The 17,813-nt window shown below is 61.7% G+C and carries 16 protein-coding genes; 9 read left to right on the top strand and 7 right to left on the bottom strand.

Annotated elements, in window-relative coordinates; translation table 11 throughout:
* Window positions 1-3: 3 nt before the first annotated feature.
* The 6 genes from infB to ACB037_RS03285 all read left to right on the top strand — a co-directional run bounded on the left by infB (window position 4) and on the right by ACB037_RS03285 (window position 8,226).
* Window positions 4-2,706 (top strand): translation initiation factor IF-2, encoded by a 2,703-nt coding sequence (gene infB / locus ACB037_RS03310; protein WP_043153231.1) that lies wholly within the window; start codon window positions 4-6, stop codon window positions 2,704-2,706.
* Window positions 2,707-2,761: 55 nt separating this feature from the next.
* Window positions 2,762-3,196 carry a 30S ribosome-binding factor RbfA gene (gene rbfA, locus ACB037_RS03305; RefSeq protein WP_010675366.1) on the top strand — a complete coding sequence of 145 codons (435 nt, stop codon included), beginning with the start codon at window positions 2,762-2,764 and terminating at the stop codon, window positions 3,194-3,196.
* 1 nt (window position 3,197) lies between these two features.
* Window positions 3,198-4,148 carry a tRNA pseudouridine(55) synthase TruB gene (truB, locus tag ACB037_RS03300; RefSeq protein ID WP_041215670.1) on the top strand — a complete coding sequence of 317 codons (951 nt, stop codon included), beginning with the start codon at window positions 3,198-3,200 and terminating at the stop codon, window positions 4,146-4,148.
* A gap of 135 nt (window positions 4,149-4,283) precedes the next feature.
* Complete coding sequence (gene rpsO, locus ACB037_RS03295) at window positions 4,284-4,553, top strand: 30S ribosomal protein S15 (protein WP_010675364.1); 270 nt, start codon at window positions 4,284-4,286, stop codon at window positions 4,551-4,553.
* Window positions 4,554-4,733: 180 nt separating this feature from the next.
* Window positions 4,734-6,872, top strand: coding sequence for a polyribonucleotide nucleotidyltransferase (gene pnp / locus ACB037_RS03290; protein WP_029314766.1), 2,139 nt, complete (start codon window positions 4,734-4,736; stop codon window positions 6,870-6,872).
* Between the two features lie 142 nt (window positions 6,873-7,014).
* Window positions 7,015-8,226, top strand: coding sequence for an MFS transporter (locus tag ACB037_RS03285; RefSeq protein WP_045525802.1), 1,212 nt, complete (start codon window positions 7,015-7,017; stop codon window positions 8,224-8,226).
* A gap of 3 nt (window positions 8,227-8,229) precedes the next feature.
* Here ACB037_RS03285 and ACB037_RS03280 read toward each other — a convergent pair whose 3' ends face one another.
* Window positions 8,230-8,583 (bottom strand): DsrE/DsrF/TusD sulfur relay family protein, encoded by a 354-nt coding sequence (locus tag ACB037_RS03280; RefSeq protein WP_010675361.1) that lies wholly within the window; start codon window positions 8,581-8,583, stop codon window positions 8,230-8,232.
* A gap of 160 nt (window positions 8,584-8,743) precedes the next feature.
* Between ACB037_RS03280 and ACB037_RS03275 the strand changes: the two genes are divergently transcribed.
* A complete protein-coding gene (locus ACB037_RS03275; protein WP_039041125.1) occupies window positions 8,744-9,136 on the top strand; it encodes a DUF1090 domain-containing protein in 393 nt (130 codons plus the stop codon).
* Between the two features lie 302 nt (window positions 9,137-9,438).
* Here ACB037_RS03275 and ACB037_RS03270 read toward each other — a convergent pair whose 3' ends face one another.
* Window positions 9,439-9,687: a YfhL family 4Fe-4S dicluster ferredoxin gene (locus ACB037_RS03270; protein ID WP_010675358.1), complete on the bottom strand. Its 249-nt coding sequence runs from the start codon at window positions 9,685-9,687 to the stop codon at window positions 9,439-9,441.
* Window position 9,688: 1 nt separating this feature from the next.
* A complete protein-coding gene (gene yegQ / locus ACB037_RS03265; RefSeq protein WP_010675357.1) occupies window positions 9,689-11,053 on the bottom strand; it encodes a tRNA 5-hydroxyuridine modification protein YegQ in 1,365 nt (454 codons plus the stop codon).
* A 443-nt stretch (window positions 11,054-11,496) separates the two neighbouring features.
* On the opposite strand from yegQ, the gene ACB037_RS03260 reads away from it, so the two are divergent.
* The gene (locus tag ACB037_RS03260; protein ID WP_041212511.1) at window positions 11,497-12,423 is read left to right on the top strand and encodes a L,D-transpeptidase family protein; all 927 of its coding nucleotides are present in this window, start codon (window positions 11,497-11,499) and stop codon (window positions 12,421-12,423) included.
* Window positions 12,424-12,494: 71 nt separating this feature from the next.
* Here ACB037_RS03260 and ACB037_RS03255 read toward each other — a convergent pair whose 3' ends face one another.
* From ACB037_RS03255 to fldB, 4 genes are all read right to left on the bottom strand, one after another.
* A complete protein-coding gene (locus ACB037_RS03255) occupies window positions 12,495-12,872 on the bottom strand; it encodes a VOC family protein (RefSeq protein ID WP_010673739.1) in 378 nt (125 codons plus the stop codon).
* A 142-nt stretch (window positions 12,873-13,014) separates the two neighbouring features.
* Window positions 13,015-14,355: a TldD/PmbA family protein gene (locus ACB037_RS03250; protein WP_219596681.1), complete on the bottom strand. Its 1,341-nt coding sequence runs from the start codon at window positions 14,353-14,355 to the stop codon at window positions 13,015-13,017.
* The gene (locus tag ACB037_RS03245; protein WP_041212515.1) at window positions 14,355-15,755 is read right to left on the bottom strand and encodes a TldD/PmbA family protein; all 1,401 of its coding nucleotides are present in this window, start codon (window positions 15,753-15,755) and stop codon (window positions 14,355-14,357) included. Before ACB037_RS03245 ends, ACB037_RS03250 begins: the two co-directional genes overlap by 1 nt.
* A gap of 402 nt (window positions 15,756-16,157) precedes the next feature.
* A complete protein-coding gene (fldB, locus tag ACB037_RS03240) occupies window positions 16,158-16,676 on the bottom strand; it encodes a flavodoxin FldB (RefSeq protein WP_045525638.1) in 519 nt (172 codons plus the stop codon).
* Between the two features lie 183 nt (window positions 16,677-16,859).
* On the opposite strand from fldB, the gene xerD reads away from it, so the two are divergent.
* Window positions 16,860-17,759, top strand: a complete 900-nt coding sequence (gene xerD, locus ACB037_RS03235; RefSeq protein WP_042014490.1) for a site-specific tyrosine recombinase XerD — start codon at window positions 16,860-16,862, stop codon at window positions 17,757-17,759.
* The last annotated feature ends 54 nt before the right edge of the window (window positions 17,760-17,813 follow it).

Below are 17,813 nucleotides of genomic sequence, written 5' to 3'. Positions count from 1 at the left end.
TGAATGGCAGAAGTATCAGTTAAGCAACTTGCCACTGACATCGACACGCCGGTTGATCGTCTTCTCCAGCAGTTTGTCGATGCCGGCATCGTGAAGAGCAAGGCCGACGACATGGTCAGCGAGTCTGAGAAACAGACTCTGTTGGCACATCTGAAGAAACAGCATGGAGGTGACGAGGTCACCGCACCTGCTCGCATGACCTTGCAGCGCAAGACCAAGAGCACTCTGAGTGTTCAGGGGACTGGTGGCAAGAACAAGGAAGTGCAGGTAGAAGTGCGCAAGTCTCGCACCTATGTAAGACGCTCGGCGCTGGAAGATGAACAGCGCCAGGCGGAAGCCGAGGAAACAGCGCGTTTGGAAGCAGAAGAAAAAGCTCGTCGCGAGGCCGAAGAGAAGGCCCGCCTCGACGCTGAAGAGAAGGCTCGCCGTGAGGCTGAGCAGGCTCGTCGTGAAGCTGAGGAAAAGGCGCGGATCGAGGCACAACAGAAGGCTCGACAGGCTCAACAGCCCGCCAAAGCAGCCGGTAGCACAGCTCAGCAAGAGGCAGAAAAGATGGCCAAGCGCGAAGCAGAAGAACTGAAGCGCCAACAGGAACAGACAGCTTTGCAAAAAGCTGAAGAACTCGCCGCGAAGAAAGCCGAAGAGGCTCGCATCATGGCGGAACAGAATGCGGCCCGCTGGGCTGAAGAAGAAGCGGCTCGCGCCAAAGAGAGCAGCGATTACCATCTGACCACCAACAAGCACGCGCAAGCGGCCGAAGATGAGTTGGATCGTAAGGAAGAGACCAGCCGTCGCACGGCTGCCGCTGCCAAGGCGCCGAAGAAAGTCGGCCGTCGCGAAGACGACCGCAATGACCGCAACTCCCGCGATCCCCGTGCCCGCAAAGGCAAGCGTGGCAAGATGGCCATGCCGAACGCCATGAAACACGGCTTCAACAAGCCGGCTGCCGTGGTCAACCGTGACGTCGTCATCGGCGAGACCATCACAGTGGCGGAGCTCGCCAACAAGATGGCCGTCAAGGGCGTTGAAGTCATCAAGGTGATGATGAAGATGGGTGCCATGGCCACCATCAACCAGGTGATCGACCAGGAGACCGCTCAGCTGGTCGCCGAGGAGATGGGTCACAAGGTAGTGCTGCGCCGTGAGAACGAGCTGGAAGAGGCGGTACTTAGCGATCGTGACGAGACCTCCGAAGCCAAGCCGCGTGCGCCGGTCGTGACCATCATGGGTCACGTCGACCACGGCAAGACCTCGCTGCTGGACTATATCCGTAAGGCCAAGGTTGCCGCGGGCGAAGCCGGTGGCATTACCCAGCACATCGGTGCGTACCACGTCCAGACCGACAGCGGGATGATCACCTTCCTGGATACCCCGGGTCACGCGGCGTTTACCTCCATGCGTGCTCGTGGTGCCAAGGCGACCGACATCGTTGTTCTGGTTGTTGCAGCTGACGACGGCGTGATGCCGCAAACCATCGAAGCCATCCAGCACGCCAAGGCGGCCGGTGTGCCGCTGGTTGTTGCGGTGAACAAGATCGACAAGCCTGAAGCGGATCCGGATCGCGTCAAGACCGAGCTGGCCCGTTACAACGTCATGTCCGAAGACTGGGGTGGCGATTGCCAGTTCGTGCACGTCTCCGCCAAGTCTGGCGAAGGCATCGACGACCTGCTGGAAGCCATCCTGATCCAGGCCGAAGTCCTGGAGCTGAAAGCGGTGGTTGACGGCATGGCCAACGGCGTCGTGATCGAATCCTTCCTGGATAAAGGTCGTGGTCCGGTTGCCACCGTGCTGGTACAGGAAGGTACTCTGCGTCAGGGCGACATCGTTCTGTGTGGTCTTGAGTACGGCCGGGTTCGCGCCATGCGTGACGAACTGGGTCGCGAGATCAAGGAAGCAGGTCCCTCTCTGCCAGTGGAAATTCTGGGTCTGTCCGGCGTTCCCTCTGCCGGTGACGAAGCCACGGTCGTGCGTGACGAGAAGAAAGCCCGTGAAGTGGCGCTCTACCGTCAGGGCAAGTTCCGCGAAGTCAAGCTGGCCCGCCAGCAGAAGGCCAAGCTGGAAAACATGTTTGCCAACATGACCGAGGGCGAAGTGTCCGAAGTGAACGTGGTGATCAAGGCCGATGTACAAGGCTCTGTGGAAGCGATCTGCGATGCCCTGGTCAAACTCTCCACCGACGAAGTGAAGGTGAAGATCGTGGGTTCCGGCGTAGGCGGCATCACCGAAACCGACGCGACCCTGGCCGCGGCTTCCAGCGCCATCCTGGTGGGCTTCAACGTCCGTGCCGACGCTTCTGCGCGCAAGGTCATCGAATCCGAGAGCCTGGATCTGCGTTACTACTCCGTCATCTATGACCTGATCGACGAAGTGAAGCAGGCCATGAGCGGCAAGCTGGCTCCTGAGTATCGTCAGGAGATCATCGGTCTGGCTGAAGTGCGTAGCGTCTTCAAGTCGCCGAAGTTCGGCGCCGTTGCTGGCTGTATGGTCACCGAAGGTGTGGTCAAGCGTTCCAACCGCATTCGCGTTCTGCGTGACAACGTGGTTATCTATGAAGGCGAGCTGGAATCCCTGCGCCGCTTCAAGGATGACGTCAACGAAGTTCGCAACGGCTACGAGTGTGGTATCGCGGTCAAGAACTACAACGACGTGCGCGAAGGCGACCAGATCGAGGTGTACGAGACCGTTGAAATCCAACGGACTCTGTAAGCCGAGAGTTAGACAAAATAGGGGGCCGCGGCCCCCTTTTATCGCAGGATAGAATATGGCCAGAGAATTCAGCCGGACCCGTCGGGTCGGACAGCAGATCCAGCGTGAAATCGCGCTCATTCTGCAGCGCGAGGTCAAGGATCCGCGCATCGGCATGGTGACCGTCTCCGACGTGGAGGTCTCCAAGGACCTCAACTATGCCAAGGTTTATGTCACCTTCTTGCAACTGGAGAATGACGCCGAGCGCATCAAGGAAGGGCTCAAGGGCCTGACCGAGGCTGCCGGTTACATCCGCAGCCTGCTGGGCAGCGCCATGCGTCTGCGGGTGGTGCCCGAGCTGCGTTTCTACTACGACCAGACCCTGGTCGAGGGGATGCGCCTCTCCAACCTGGTGACCAACACTGTGCGTGAAGACAAGCGTCGCATGACTGAAGCCGGTCGTGACGAAGAGCAATCCGCACCGGATGACACGACTGAGGATAACGCCTGAGATGTCTCGTAGACGTCGTTTCAAAGGCCGTGACGTACACGGCATCCTGCTGCTGGACAAACCGACCGGCCTGACTTCCAACGATGTGTTGCAGAAGGTCAAGCGGATCTACAACGCCGCCAAGGCTGGCCATACCGGCGCCCTGGACCCCCTGGCCACCGGCATGTTGCCGATCTGCCTCGGGGAGGCCACCAAGTTCTCCCAGTATCTGCTGGAAGCGGACAAGCGCTATGAGGTGACCGCCAAGCTGGGCGAGCGCACCAATACCAGCGACTCCGACGGCGAGGTGGTCTCCACCCGCCCGGTGAACGTGGCCGTGGGTACCCTGATCGAGGCGCTGGACCAGTTCCGCGGCCCCATCATGCAGGTGCCGTCCATGTACTCCGCCCTCAAGCACAACGGCCGCCCGCTCTACGAATATGCCCGTGAAGGGATCGAGATCGAGCGGGAAGCCCGTCCCATCACCATCTTCGAACTCAAGCTGCTCGGCTTCGAGGGGAACGAGGTGAAGCTGGAAGTGCATTGCAGCAAGGGCACCTATATCCGCTCCCTGGTGGACGATCTGGGGGAAGTGCTGGGCTGTGGCGCTCACGTCACCCAGCTGCGTCGCACCCAGGTGGCGAGCTACCCCTACGAGCGGATGCTGACCCTGGAGCAGCTCGAGTGCATCTTCGAGCAGGCCAAGGCCGAAAGCATTCCGCCACGGGAGCAGCTGGATCCCCTGCTGCTGCCGATGGACACCGCCGTGGCCTCCCTGCCCGAGGTAAACATGCTGGTCGCCGTGGCCGCCTATGTGAACCAGGGTCAGGCCGTGCAGGTGGCAGGTAGCCCCCAAAGCGGCCAGGTCCGCATGACGGTTGGCCCGGAGCGCGAATTCATCGGGGTTGGCGAGATCGATGACGAGGGGCGCGTGGCGCCCAAGCGTCTTGTTCGCTACCACGACGAGGAGTGATCCTCAGGCGGTATCGGTCTGTCACGCGTCTTTCCCGTTGCGAAAAGGGGCGGGGACGATTATGATACCGCCCTCATTTCACGGCTGAATTAGAGATTGGCTGTGAACCTTTAAACACTCTACTGGAGTAATACCATGTCTCTAAATGCTGAGATCAAAGCTCAAATCGTTGCCGACAACGCTCGTGGCGCCAACGACACCGGTTCCCCCGAAGTGCAAGTTGCCCTGCTGACTGCCCAGATCAACCATCTGCAAGGTCACTTCAAGGAGCACGCCAAGGATCACCACGGTCGTCGCGGTCTGCTGCGCATGGTTTCCCAGCGTCGTAAGCTGCTGGACTACCTGAAGCGTAAAGACGTTCAGCGTTACGCTGCTCTGATCGCCAAGCTGGGTCTGCGTCGTTAATCGACCATCAGATTTCGCAAAAAAGGGGAACCGCGAGGTTCCCCTTTTTTATTGCCCGTTTCAAACAGGATGCAGGCCGTTGCCTGCCTCACAGAATTGACGTCCGCGCTTACCTTTTGATGCGAATCAAGTATACTTGCACGCGAATTTAAAGCGCCAAATTGTTAAAAGGAAATTCACGTGAATCCTATTGTAAAGTCATTCCAGTACGGTCAACACACCGTCACACTGGAAACCGGTGTGATGGCCCGTCAAGCCACTGCGGCCGTCATGGTCAGCATGGACGATACCTGTGTCTTCGTGACTGTCGTTGGCAAGAAAGAGGCCGATCACGGCCGTGATTTCTTCCCGCTGACCGTCAACTATCAGGAGCGTACCTATGCTGCTGGTCGTATCCCGGGTGGTTTCTTCCGTCGTGAAGGCCGTCCGAGCGAGGGTGAGACCCTCATCTCCCGTCTGATCGACCGTCCCATCCGTCCGCTGTTCCCGGAAGGCTTCCTCAATGAGGTTCAGGTGGTTGCCACCGTCATGTCCGTGAACCCGGCCGTTTCTCCCGACATCGTTGCCATGATCGGTGCCTCCGCGGCCCTGGCCATCTCCGGCATCCCGTTCGGCGGCCCGATCGGTGCAGCCCGCGTGGGTTACATGAACGGCCAGTACGTGCTGAACCCGACCACCACCGAACTGCCCCAGAGCGATCTGGATCTGGTGGTTGCCGGTACTGCCAATGCGGTGCTGATGGTGGAATCCGAAGCGGCCATCCTCTCCGAAGAGGTGATGCTGGGCGCCGTGGTCTACGGTCACGAGCAGATGCAGACCGTGATCAACGCCATCAATGAATTCGCTGCCGACGTCGGTACCAAGCCCTGGGACTGGACCCCGCCTGCCGTCAACGAAGCGCTGAAAGCCAAAGTTGCCGAACTGGCCACCGCTGAACTGGGTGAAGCCTACCGCATCACCGAGAAGGCTGTTCGTTACGAAACCATCGCTGCCATCAAGGGCCGCGTGGTCGAGCAAGTCATCGCATCCGGCGTGGAAGAAGATGCCAAGAAGATCGGCGAAGAGTTCCACAGCCTGGAGAGCCGCATCGTCCGTGGTCGCGTCGTACGTGGTGAGCCGCGTATCGACGGTCGCGATCCGGAAATGATCCGCGCCCTCTCCGTCGGTACCGGCATCCTGCCCCGTGCCCACGGTTCTGCCCTGTTCACCCGTGGTGAAACCCAGGCCATCGTGGTCGCCACGCTGGGTACCGAGCGTGACGCCCAGAACATCGACGAGCTGACCGGCAACCGCGCCGATCGCTTCATGCTGCACTACAACTTCCCGCCCTACTGCGTCGGCGAGACCGGCATGATGGGCAGCCCGAAGCGTCGTGAAATCGGTCACGGTCGTCTGGCCAAGCGCGGCGTTGCTGCCGTGATGCCGAGCGCCGCCGAGTTCCCGTACGTGGTGCGCGTAGTCTCTGAAATCACCGAATCCAACGGTTCCTCCTCCATGGCGTCTGTCTGTGGTTCCTCCCTGGCGCTGATGGATGCCGGTGTGCCGATCAAGGCCTCCGTTGCCGGTATCGCCATGGGTCTGGTGAAGGAAGAAGAAGGTTTCGTCGTGCTGTCCGACATCCTGGGTGACGAAGATCACCTGGGCGACATGGACTTCAAGGTAGCCGGTACCAGCGAAGGTGTGACCGCGCTGCAGATGGACATCAAGATCGAAGGCATCACCAAAGAGATCATGGAGATTGCGCTGAAGCAAGCTCGTGGCGCTCGTCTGCACATCCTGAAGGTGATGGACGAAGCTATCCAGGCTCCCCGTGCCCAGATCTCCGATTTCGCACCGCGCATCCACACCATCAAGATCAACCCTGAGAAGATCAAGGACGTGATCGGCAAGGGTGGTTCCGTGATCCGAGCCCTGACCGAAGAGACCGGCACCAACATCGAGCTGGATGATGACGGTACCGTTCGCATCTCCGCCGTGGCCAACGAAGCCGCCATGGAAGCGATCCGCCGCATCGAGGCCATCACCGCCGAGATCGAAGTGAACCGCATCTACGAAGGCAAGGTCGTGCGCCTGGCTGACTTCGGCGCCTTCGTCAACATCCTGCCGGGTAAAGACGGTCTGGTGCACATCTCCCAGATCACCGATGCCCGCGTGCAGAACGTGGCCGACTTCCTGAAAATCGGCGACGTGGTGAAGGTGAAGGTACTGGAAGTGGACCGTCAGGGCCGTGTGCGTCTCTCCATCAAGGAAGCGAACGCACCGACCGAAGCGGCTGCTGCTCCTGCTGCCGTTGCCGTCGAAGAGCCGGCTGCCGAATAAGGCTGCCGTATGTGAAAGAGCCGACCCTTGGGTCGGCTTTTTTGTGCCTGTCGCCCGGCATGGCGCAGATTGTCTCCTTGTTCCTTTTGGCGCCCCTTGATATAAGGGACGACCCCGCTTCGTTGGCAAAAGGAATTGCAGCATGTCATGGGCCTACCTCAGGCAGTTTCCTTCCCTGGTCTGGATCGTCATCCTGGGCACTTTCATGGTGCGTACCACCTTCTTCATGGTCTGGCCCTTTCTCTCCATCCTGCTCTACCGTGACTACGGACTTTCGGCGACCCTGATAGGCCTGATCCTGGGGGCCACGGCGGCGCTTTCCACGCTTGTCAGCTTCTATGGCGGCTGGCTCTCGGACAAATGGGGGCGGCGCAACATCCTGCTGTTCGGCTGCCTGGTGTCCGCCGCCAGTGTGGCCCTGCTCGGCCTCTCCCACCAGGTGGGCTGGCTGGCACTCGGGGTGATCGGCAGCGGACTCTCCTACGGGCTCATCGACTCACCGGGAAAGGCACTGATGGCCGACAATCTGGCCGAGCCCAAAGCCCGTGAGCTGGCGCTGCACCTGCGTTATTTCCTGCTCAACCTGGGGGCGGCCATCGGTCCTCTGCTCGGCGTCACCTATGGCCTGAGCGCGCGTCAGGAGACCTTCCTGTTGCTCAGTGCCAGCTATCTGCTGCTTGGTATCGTCTTTGTCATCGGGTTCAGGCTGGCAGGTTGCCACACCAGCCAAGCGGCCGGGCCCGGCATGCGTGCCGTGCTGCGGGTGCTCTGGCAGGACAGGGGGTTTCTGCTGCTGATCATGGCCAATCTGCTGCTGATGCTGGTCTACGCCCAGTTCGAGTCGCCCCTCATCCAGTATCTGACCCGCGCGGGGACGCCGGAGGTGGAGCGGCTCATCGGCTGGCTGGTGACGACCAATGCGCTGACCATAGTGATGCTGCAGTTCCCCCTGCTGCACCTGACTGCCCGCTGGTCCACGCGGCGCAAGCTGCAACTCGGGGTGGCGCTCTTTCTCGGCGCCCAGTTGCAGTTTGCGCTGGGGGATACCGCCATCTGGTGGCACTGGATAGTGGCGGTGATCCTCCTGAGCGTCGGGGAGTGCATCCTCTTCCCCTTGCTCAATGTGCTGATCGATCAGATGGCGCCTGGTCATTTGAAGGGGAGCTATTTCGGGGCGGCCTCCATCTCCGGACTCGGGGTGGCCATGGGGGCCTTGCTGGGAGGCTGGGTGCTGGCCCACTGGGGCGGGAGCTGGCTTTACGCCCTGATGGCGCTGCTCTGCCTGGTGATCCTGATGCTCTATGGTCTGAGTACCCGGACCTCGCGCACTGCGCTGGTCCGGGCCGGGCCCTGACGGCTAGAAGGTCAGCACCTTGTCGGCGGCCAGAGTCCATTGGGCCAGCAAGGGGAGGGTGCCTATCTCTATGCCCTCGACAAGGGGTAGCGGGGTGATGCCGCGCGCATCGGTGCAGCTCTTGCAAAGCCGGATCCGGGTGCCCTGAGCCAGCAGTATCTCCAGCATCTGGCGCAGGTTGTAGCCCTCGGCCGGAGCCTGCCCGGCGAGGGCCGCAGTGACGGCATCCGACATCAGGAAGAGGTTGAGGTCTACCTTTCCCTCCTCTTTGAGGGCGATGCCGAGGCGCAGGGCATTGAACAGGGACTCGCTGCCATAGGGGGCGCCGTTGGCAATGATGAGAATGTGTTGGGTCATGTGGCTCTCCTGATTGAAAGGGCCATTGTAGCCTCGGCGAAAGCGGCCCGGCATGATGCAGAGCACACTCTGTCGTAGCCCGGCCCCGTGTGTCTTGACCTCACACAGGGAGTCAGGTCTCATGGACGGCCATCCAGTATGACAGAACAAAGAGGTTGTTATGTGGAAGATCGCCGGAATAGGCTTATTGTTGTTGGCCGGACAAGCCTATGGTAGTGAAAACATCGGCTGCAAGGCCAGACAGCAGGCCGTGACGGATCAGCTTGCGTTCGCCAGGGCGCACAACAACCAGGAGCAGGTAGCCGGCCTTGAGCGGGCACTGCGCAACCTGGAGGCCCATTGTACCGATGCCGGGCTCCTTGAGGAGCAGCAACGCAAGGTAGTCAAGCAGAGGGAAGAAGTGGAAGAGCGGCTGGCCGAGTTGCAGAGCGCACGGGTATCGGGCAAGCCGGACAAGATTGCCAAGAAGCAGTCCAAGCTGGAGGAGTCCCAGGCCGAGTTGCTGGAAGCCCAGCGCGAACTCGAGGCGCTGCAAAAACTGGTCAAACCCTGAGGGAAGGGCAGCGCAATAGAAAAAGCCGGGCATGCCCGGCTTTTTCTATTTCTGGATAATGCGCCCGCGAGTGTCAGACGCTGACTGCCTGTGCATCCGCACGAATTTCTCCATCAGCTGATCTTCGGTTTCCACCCTATGGACGGACATCTCGAAGGATGCCGTCCATAGGGCGCAGACGCTGATACAGGCTTACTGCCTGTGCATCCGCACGAACTTCTCCATCAACTGATCTTCGGTTTCCACCCTATGGACGGGATCCCGGAGGATGCCGTCCATGGGGTGCAGACGCTGATACAGGCTTACTGCCTGTGCATCCGAACAAACTTTTCCATCAGCTGATCTTCGGTCTCCACATGGGCGGGATCCCAGATGATGCAGTCGATAGGGCAGACGCTGATGCAGGTGGGCTTCTCATAGTGGCCGACGCATTCGGTGCAGCGATCCGGGTCTATCTCGTAGATCTTGCTCCCCAGGGTGATGGCCTGGTTCGGGCACTCCGGATCGCACATGTCACAGTTGATGCACTTGTCGGTGATGAGCAGTGCCATCTCAGGCCGCCGAGTGAGGTTGACGGGTATCCTCGCGCTCGCCGAGGTTGCGCAGCAGGATGCCGTAATTCACGTCGATCTCCTTGGGTACAGGCACGTAGACCACGTGGCCGTTGCCCGGTGCGGTGTCGATGAGCTCGCCCTTGCGGTTCTGCATCTGCTCCAGGTTGAAGCTGAGGTTGCCCTGGGGGGTCATCAGCTCCAGGCTGTTGCCCAGCAGGAACTTGTTCTTCACCTCGACCTCGACCATGTCACCGTTGCGACCGGTGATCTCGCCGACGAACTGCTGGGTGTCGGAGACGGAGTAACCGTAGTCGTAGTTCTGGTATTCGCTGTGGTTGTGACGGCGCAGGAAGCCCTCGGTGTAGCCGCGGTGGGCCAGGTTCTCGAGGGTGCCCATCAGGGTCGGATCGAACGGACGGCCAGCCACCGCATCGTCGATGGCCTTGCGATAGACCTGGGCGGTACGGGCGCAGTAGTAGAAGGACTTGGTACGGCCTTCGATTTTCAGGGAATGAACGCCCATTTTGGTCAGGCGCTCGACGTGCTCGACGGCGCGCAGATCCTTGGAGTTCATGATGTAGGTGCCGTGCTCGTCTTCAAACGCGGTCATGAACTCGCCCGGGCGGTTGGACTCTTCCAGCAGCACCAGGGCATCGGTCGGCTTTCCTGCGCCCAGGGTCGGATCCACCTTTTGCACGGCGATGGGCTCCTGGCGGTGGACGATCTGGCCCACGTCATCTTCCTTGCCCTCGTGCACCTTGTACTCCCAGCGGCAGGAGTTGGTGCAGGTGCCCTGATTGGGGTCACGCTTGTTGATGTAGCCGGAGAGCAGGCAGCGGCCGGAGTAGGCCATGCACAGCGCCCCGTGGACGAAGACTTCCAGCTCCATCTCCGGCACCTGCATGCGGATCTCCTCGATCTCGTCGAGAGACAGCTCGCGGGAGAGGATGGCACGGGTCAGGCCCATCTGATGCCAGAACTTCACCGTGGCCCAGTTGACCGCGTTGGCCTGCACCGAGAGGTGGATAGGCATGTCGGGGAAGGCTTCGCGCATCATCATGATGAGGCCGGGGTCGGACATGATGAGTGCATCCGGCTTCATGTCCACCACGGGGCGCATGTCGCGGATGAATGTCTTGAGCTTGGAGTTGTGGGGCTGGATGTTGGCCACCACATAGAACTGCTTGCCGAGGGCATGGGCCTCGTTGATGCCGAGCTGCAGATTCTCGTGATCGAATTCGTTGTTGCGTACCCGCAGGCTGTAGCGCGGCTGGCCCGCATAGACGGCGTCTGCGCCATAGGCATAGGCGTAGCGCATGTTCTTGAGGGTCCCGGCAGGGGAGAGCAATTCTGGTCTGAACATGTTGGACTCTTTTATCTGATTGCAAATCAGGACGGCGCCACCTGATGGCGTCGTGTGGGTTCATCGGTGGCGCGACCGTCTTCGACGCTCGGCCATCCGATGGGGGTACATCGGAGCAGGAGGTGACTCGATACTCCGGATATACGGGGTGCGAGATTGTACTCGTGACCGCCTCGTCATGCAATTTGGGACGGCCTTGGCATGCCTGCGCCATGTTCATTTTACGCTCAGACTGGGGTTGCTAGAGTGCAAGGGGTGAAAGATGCCCCCGAGTTGGCAGTGAAATGGATCTTTTCGGCGAAAAAGACCATCTCCAAGTTGAAATTTTGCCCTGCTCGGGAAAGAATGCGCGCTCGGTTGTTGGTCCCCGGTGACGGGCCCACAAGAGACCGATGATGAGCAGGGCAAAGGCCCACAGGAACAGGAAACCATACAGGAATTTTATGAATCCCCTTCGCATTGCCGCTTCGGCTCTTTTATGTACGCTGGCGCTGGTCAGCCAGCAGGCCGCCGCCGTTGAATACCAGCTGCCTGCAGCCAACAGCCGCCTGATCGGTGAGAACCAGGAATACGTGGTGCCCGCAGACAACCGTCCGCTGGAGCAGATCGCCTCCGACTTCCAGCTGGGTCTGACCAACATCATGGAAGCCAACCCCGGCGTCGACCCCTACCTGCCCAAGGCGGGCAGCACGCTGATCATTCCCCATCAGCTGATCCTGCCCAACGCTCCCCGCGAAGGGATCGTCATCAACGTGGCGGAGATGCGTCTCTACTACTACCCGAAGGGCAAGAACGTGGTGCATGTGCTGCCCATCGGCATCGGCCAGCTCGGGGTCAACACCCCGGAGAACTGGATCACCAAGGTTGAGCGCAAGCGTGCCAACCCGACTTGGACCCCGACCGAGAATATCCGTCGCCGCTACGCCGCCCAGGGCAAGACCCTGCCCGCGGTCTGGCCGGCCGGCCCGGACAACCCCATGGGCCTGCACGCGCTCTACATCGGCAACCTGTACGCCATCCACGGCACCAACGCCACCTTCGGCATCGGTTTGCGGGTGAGCAGCGGCTGCGTTCGCCTGCGCGCCGACGACATCAAGTACCTGTTCGATCACGTGCCGGTCGGCACCCGCGTCCAGTTCGTCAACCAGCCGGTCAAGACCACGGTCGAGCCGGATGGCGGTCGCTACATGGAAGTGCACGAGCCGCTGTCGCGCACCGAGGAAGAGTTCAACTCCACCGCCTCCGTGCCGCTGCCCATGACCCCGGCTACCACCCGCTTCATCGCCCATGCTGACAGCGATTCCAACGTGGTCAAGCAGGTGCTGGAACAGCGTACCGGCATCCCGACCCGCCTCAATCCAGAGGCGTAATGGCCGGCAAGTGCAGTTAAACAACAACGGCGACCATCAGGTCGCCGTTGTTGTTTCTGCGTATCCGGACGTCAGCTGGCTGGTGGGGCATAGAGGGCCAGCCAGTTGCCTTCGGTATCCTCGATGATGACCCGGGAGCCATGACCACTGCCGATGCTGTGCAGAGGCTCCAGCACCCGCCCGCCGAGCCGGGGGACCAGCAGTTCCGCTTCCTGCAGCCTGTCACCGAGGGAGAGATAGATGAGGGGACCGGCACCGCCGGGCTGGTGATATTTGTCCATGGGGCCGAGACAGGCCGCCGCGTTGCTGCCGTCGTGGCGCAGCATGGCAAAGCGCATGGTCTCTTCCTGGATGGGGGTGACCTGCACATCGAGCAGGGCCGAGTAGAAGTCCATGGCACGATCCAGATCCCGTGTCGGAATGTCGGCCCAGACCAGGGTGTTGTCCATCGTCGTATTCTCCAGAGTTCCCGGCCAACGCGGTCGGTGGCTCTTTGAGGTTAGAAGTGGCTGTCGGGGGGCGCCATGGATAAAAAAAGCGGCGCCTGATGGCGCCGCTTGTAGGGGGAAGAGCCGAGTAAGGCTCCCCCTCTTATTTGCCGGCAATGCTGAGCCCGCCAAAGCGGATCAGCGGGGCATAGAAGTCCTTGCCATCGTCGTGGTGCAGCTGGTTGCCGACCGCTTCCAGCTCCCCGAGCAGACGATAGAAGTTGCCCGCCACCGTGATGCCGCGTACCGGCGCCACGCGCTCGCCATTTCGGCAGAGGAAGCCGGAGGCGCCGAACGAGAAGTCACCGCTTACCGCATCGGCCCCGGAGTGCAGGCCGTCCAGCTTGACCAGCTCCAGGTACTCACCGCTTTGTACCTCGGCCTCGCCGTGGGGGCCGAGCCCGAACACCAGGTGACGAGGGGCCACGTCCAGGGCACTGCGGGCACTGCGGGCGGCTGCACCGTTGCTCGTCACGCCGAAGTGGCGGGCGGTGGCGCTGTTGTGCAGCAGGGTCTTGAGCTCCCCCTCGCCGATGAGCAGGAGATCCGAAGTGGCGGCCCCTTCGCCGTCAAACGCCTTGATCTTCATGCCCCCCGGCATATAGGCACGACTCTCCAGGGTGAGCCAGCGAGAAGCCACGCTTTGGCCCAGCTTGTCGCGCCAGGGGTTGATACCCTGCTGGGCCCACTTGCCAGACAGTGCGGACTGGAAGCAGCCAAACAGGCTGGCAAAGCAGTGGGTGCTGAAGATGACGCTGTAGCGACCGCTCGGCACCGCCTCACCCATCAGCAGGCCATCGGCCACGGCGTGGATCTGGCGGATGAGAGGCTGGCTCTCCAACTCGTCGAAGCGCCGTGCGTACTGTCCCTGGTAGTGCATGGACTGGCGGCCCTCTCGCTCGATGAGAGCGGAGCTGTGGCAGCCGACGCTGAACTCCTGATGTTCGCAGACACTGCCCTGGCTGTTGGCAAGCCAGAGGCGGCTCTCCCCCTCGAAGAAGCCGTTGTAGGGGGCGCCGGTCACGTCCGGCAGGGCCAGCATGTCGGACTCGAGGTGCAGGGTCAGGGCGATCTTCTCTTCCACAGCCGTGGTGTCGGCCTGATGTATCTCGGCGCAGTCGGTGATGAGCCGGCTCTGCTGCACTGTGATGCGCTGATCCGGGTCCACCTTGGCGAAGCGGCTCGCATCGAGCGCATCCTGCACCATGGCGTCCAGGGCCGACGCGTCGAGGGACTCGGAATAGGCGATGCCGACCCGGCCTTCCTTGATGAGGCGAATGCCGATCTGCTGGCTGCTGGTGACCTTGTATTCACTGAGTTCGCCCTTGTCGGCCTTGAGGGAGAAGGCCTTCTCCTGATTGGCGATGACGTCTGCCTCGGCACCCAGATCGGCGACCTGGTCCAGCAGACGGGCAAGCAGTTGGTTCATGTCGAGCTGGCTCATCAGGCGTTCCCTCCGACCAGGATATTGTCAACCTTGAGCGGCGGCTGGCCGACCGAGGCTGGAATGGATCCGGAGACCGAGCCGCACATGCCGGCGGAGAGGGCCAGATCGCGCCCCACCATGGAGATCTCCTTCAATACCTGCGGGCCGGTGCCGATCAGGGTGGCCGACTTGAGGGGCCGGGTGATCCTGCCCCCCTCGATGAGGTAGGCCTCCTGCACGTTGAAGTTGAACTCGCCGGTACCGGGCTGCACAGAGCCACCCCCCATCCGCTTGGCATAGATGCCGTGTTCCACGGTTGCCAGCATGTCGTCGAGGCTGTAGTTGCCCGGTTCGATATAGGTGTTGCGCATGCGGGAGGCGGGGGCGAACTTGTAGGATTCTCGGCGCCCGGAACCGGTGCGGGCGTAGCCGGTGCGAAGGGCCCCCATTCTGTCCACCAGGAAGCCGGTCAGCACGCCGTCCTTGATGAGCTGGGTGTGCTGGGTCGCCATCCCCTCGTCATCGACGTTGATGGAGCCCCAGGCGTTGCCCTGCAAGCCCTCGTCCACCGCGCTGACCGCCGGGTTGGCGATGAGCTGACCCATCTTGTCGTGGAACACGGATGCCTTTTTGGCCACCGAGGTGGTCTCCAGCAGGTGACCGCACGCCTCGTGGAAGATGACGCCGCCAAAGCCGCTCTCCATGATGACCGGCAGCTTGCCGCTCGGGCAGGGGGCGGCTCCCAGCTTCACCAGTGCCTGGCGGGTGGCGGTGAGAGCCAGCTCGCGGGGATCGATGCTCTCGGCATGTTCCCATCCCTTCATGGCACCGGGGGCTTCATAACCTACGCTCTGCTCGCCCCCGTCCAGGGCGATGGTCTGGGCCATGATGCGGTTGTAGTGGCGGCGATCGCTCACCTGCACCCCTTCGCTGTTGAAGATCTCCACCTCCTGCTCCCAGCCGAGCACGTTGCCCGAGAACTGGCTCACCTTGTCGCTCTCGGCGCGGGCCGCAGCGTCCATGGCATGCAGGTAGGCGATCTTCTGCTCCAGCAGCTTGTCGGCCGACAGCGGCAGAGCGATCGGGTTGCGGTCGGTCAGGCGGGTGAAGTCAAAGGCGGTGGCGGTGACCACGGGGTCACGCCTGTCCTTGGCCGCCAGCAGGGTAACGATACGCAAGAGCTCGTTGCGATCGGCCAGGTTGGTGTAGCCGTAGAGCACCTTGTGGCCGTAGCACAGGCGAACGCCGATACCGAAGTCGAGACCACCGCTGATGTTCTCTATCTGGCTGGAGAGCAGGCTGAGCTGGCTGCGGCGCTTGCGCTCCACAAACAGCTCGGCGAAGTCGGCACCCAGCGCCAGCGCGTGATCGAGCACGTCGCGGGCGATGGCGGGGGCCAACAGGGAGAATGAAGTCATAGAATATCCTTTTCTGGTCTGTCCGTTTGCTTCCGACACCCGGCGTTGTGTTGTTATGGGGTGTCGACCTCATTGTTGCAGACCAGAAGCAAAAAGTCGCTATAGCGTCAGCCGATGATACCAAGCGAGAAAATCGGTGCGATTTATGCGCCCGGCGGCCCGAGCGCAGGCTACCGACAGGGGAGGTTGGCGCCGCTCATGGCGCTCGCTTGATATGAGGTCGACCCACTGCTCGATGCAGGGTCGATCTGGTCGTCCATTGGCTGGCGTCGTCGAACATCCAGGCGATCAAGGTCAGAGCAGTGCGTGGATCTCGCTCAGGATCTGGTCGACCCACTGCTCGATGCGGGGTCGGTCTGGTCGTCCATTGGCTGGCGTCGTCGAACATCCGGGCGATCAGGATCAGAGCAGTTCGTGGATCTCGCTCAGGATCTGGTCGACCCACTGCTCGATGCGGGACTCGGTCTGGTCGTACTGGTTGGCGTCATCGAGGGCAAGCCCGACGAAGTGACGGCCATCGTCGATGAGCGCCTTGGAGGCGTCAAACTCGTACCCCTCGTTGGGCCAGTAGCCCACCAGCTTGACCTCCTTGGGGACCAGCTGATCGTGCAGCAGGCCGAGGGCATCCTGATACCACTCCCCATAGCCCAGCTGATCGCCCATGCCAAACAGGGCGATGATGCGTCCCTCCAGATGCAGGTCGGCGATGTCTTCCCAGCGAGATTCCCAGTCCTCCTGCAGCTCGCCGAAGTCCCAGGTGGAGATGCCCAGGATCAGGATGTCGTACTCCTGCATGCGGGCGAGGGGCACATCCTTGATGTTGTGGAGATCGACCAGCTCGGGGCCGATGAGGGCGCGGATCTTCTCGGCGGCCATCTCGGTGTAGCAGGTGGTGGAGCCATAAAACAAACCTATCTTCATCGCTCTTCTCTTGATCGCAGTCGGCAAGGGGCGTGACCGGCACAGCGGCGCCCGGGGGGAGGGCGCCAGTCTAGCAGATTGCGCCGGGCTCTTCACCGCCTGAGGGGATGTGCAGCCTTGCCTTGCGGCCCGGGTGGGTCGGCACGTTACAATGGCGACCTGTTTCCCTGAGCGCGGCGCACCATGAGCAAAGCAGAATCCCATCCCCTGATCGAGCCGTTTCTCGACGCCCTCTGGCTGGAGCGGGGGCTTTCCGACAACACGGTCAGCTCCTATCGCACCGACCTGGAAAAATTTGCCCTCTGGCTCGATGAGCAAGGCGGTTCCCTGCTGCTGGCGGGGCTGGACGACATCCAGCACTACCTCGCCTGGCGGGTGGACCATCAGTTCGCGGCCAGCAGCACGGCCCGTTTCCTCTCGGCCCTGCGCCGCTTCTACCAGTACCTCAATCGCGAGAAGCTGCGCAGCGACGATCCCACCGTGCTGCTGGAGGGGCCAAAGCTCCCCAAAAAGCTGCCCTCGGATCTGAGCGAAGCCGAGGTGGAGGCGCTGCTGCAAGCGCCCCTGGTGGACGACCCGCTGGAACTGCGGGACAAGGCAATGCTCGAGCTGCTCTACGCCACCGGGCTGCGGGTGTCCGAGCTGGTGGGGCTGACCGCCGAACACGTCAGCCTGCGCCAGGGGCTGGTGCGAGTGGTGGGCAAGGGCAACAAGGAGCGCCTGGTGCCCATGGGGGAGGAGGCGGTGCACTGGCTGGAGCGCTACTACCGGGAGGGGCGCACCCTGCTGCTGGGTGGCACCAGCTCGGACGTGGTGTTCCCCTCCAAGCGGGCCCGGATGATGACCCGCCAGACCTTCTGGCACCGCATCAAGCTCTATGCCCTGAGAGCCGGCATCAGGGGGGAACTCTCTCCCCACACCCTGCGTCACGCCTTCGCCACCCACCTGCTCAATCACGGCGCCGATCTGCGAGTGGTGCAGATGCTGCTGGGCCACGCGGATCTCTCCACAACCCAGATCTATACCCACGTGGCCAACGAGCGGCTCAAGGCACTGCACGGCCAGCACCACCCCAGAGCCTGATCGCCTCACCTGCCCTGCAACAAAAAACCGCCCGAAGGCGGTTTTTTTCAGCAC

Source organism: Aeromonas sp. S19(2024) (assembly GCF_041402625.1).
Classification (GTDB): Bacteria; Pseudomonadota; Gammaproteobacteria; order Enterobacterales; family Aeromonadaceae; genus Aeromonas; species Aeromonas caviae.
The sequence above is the reverse complement of the archived record's forward strand: the minus strand, read 5'-3'. Positions and strand labels throughout refer to the sequence as shown.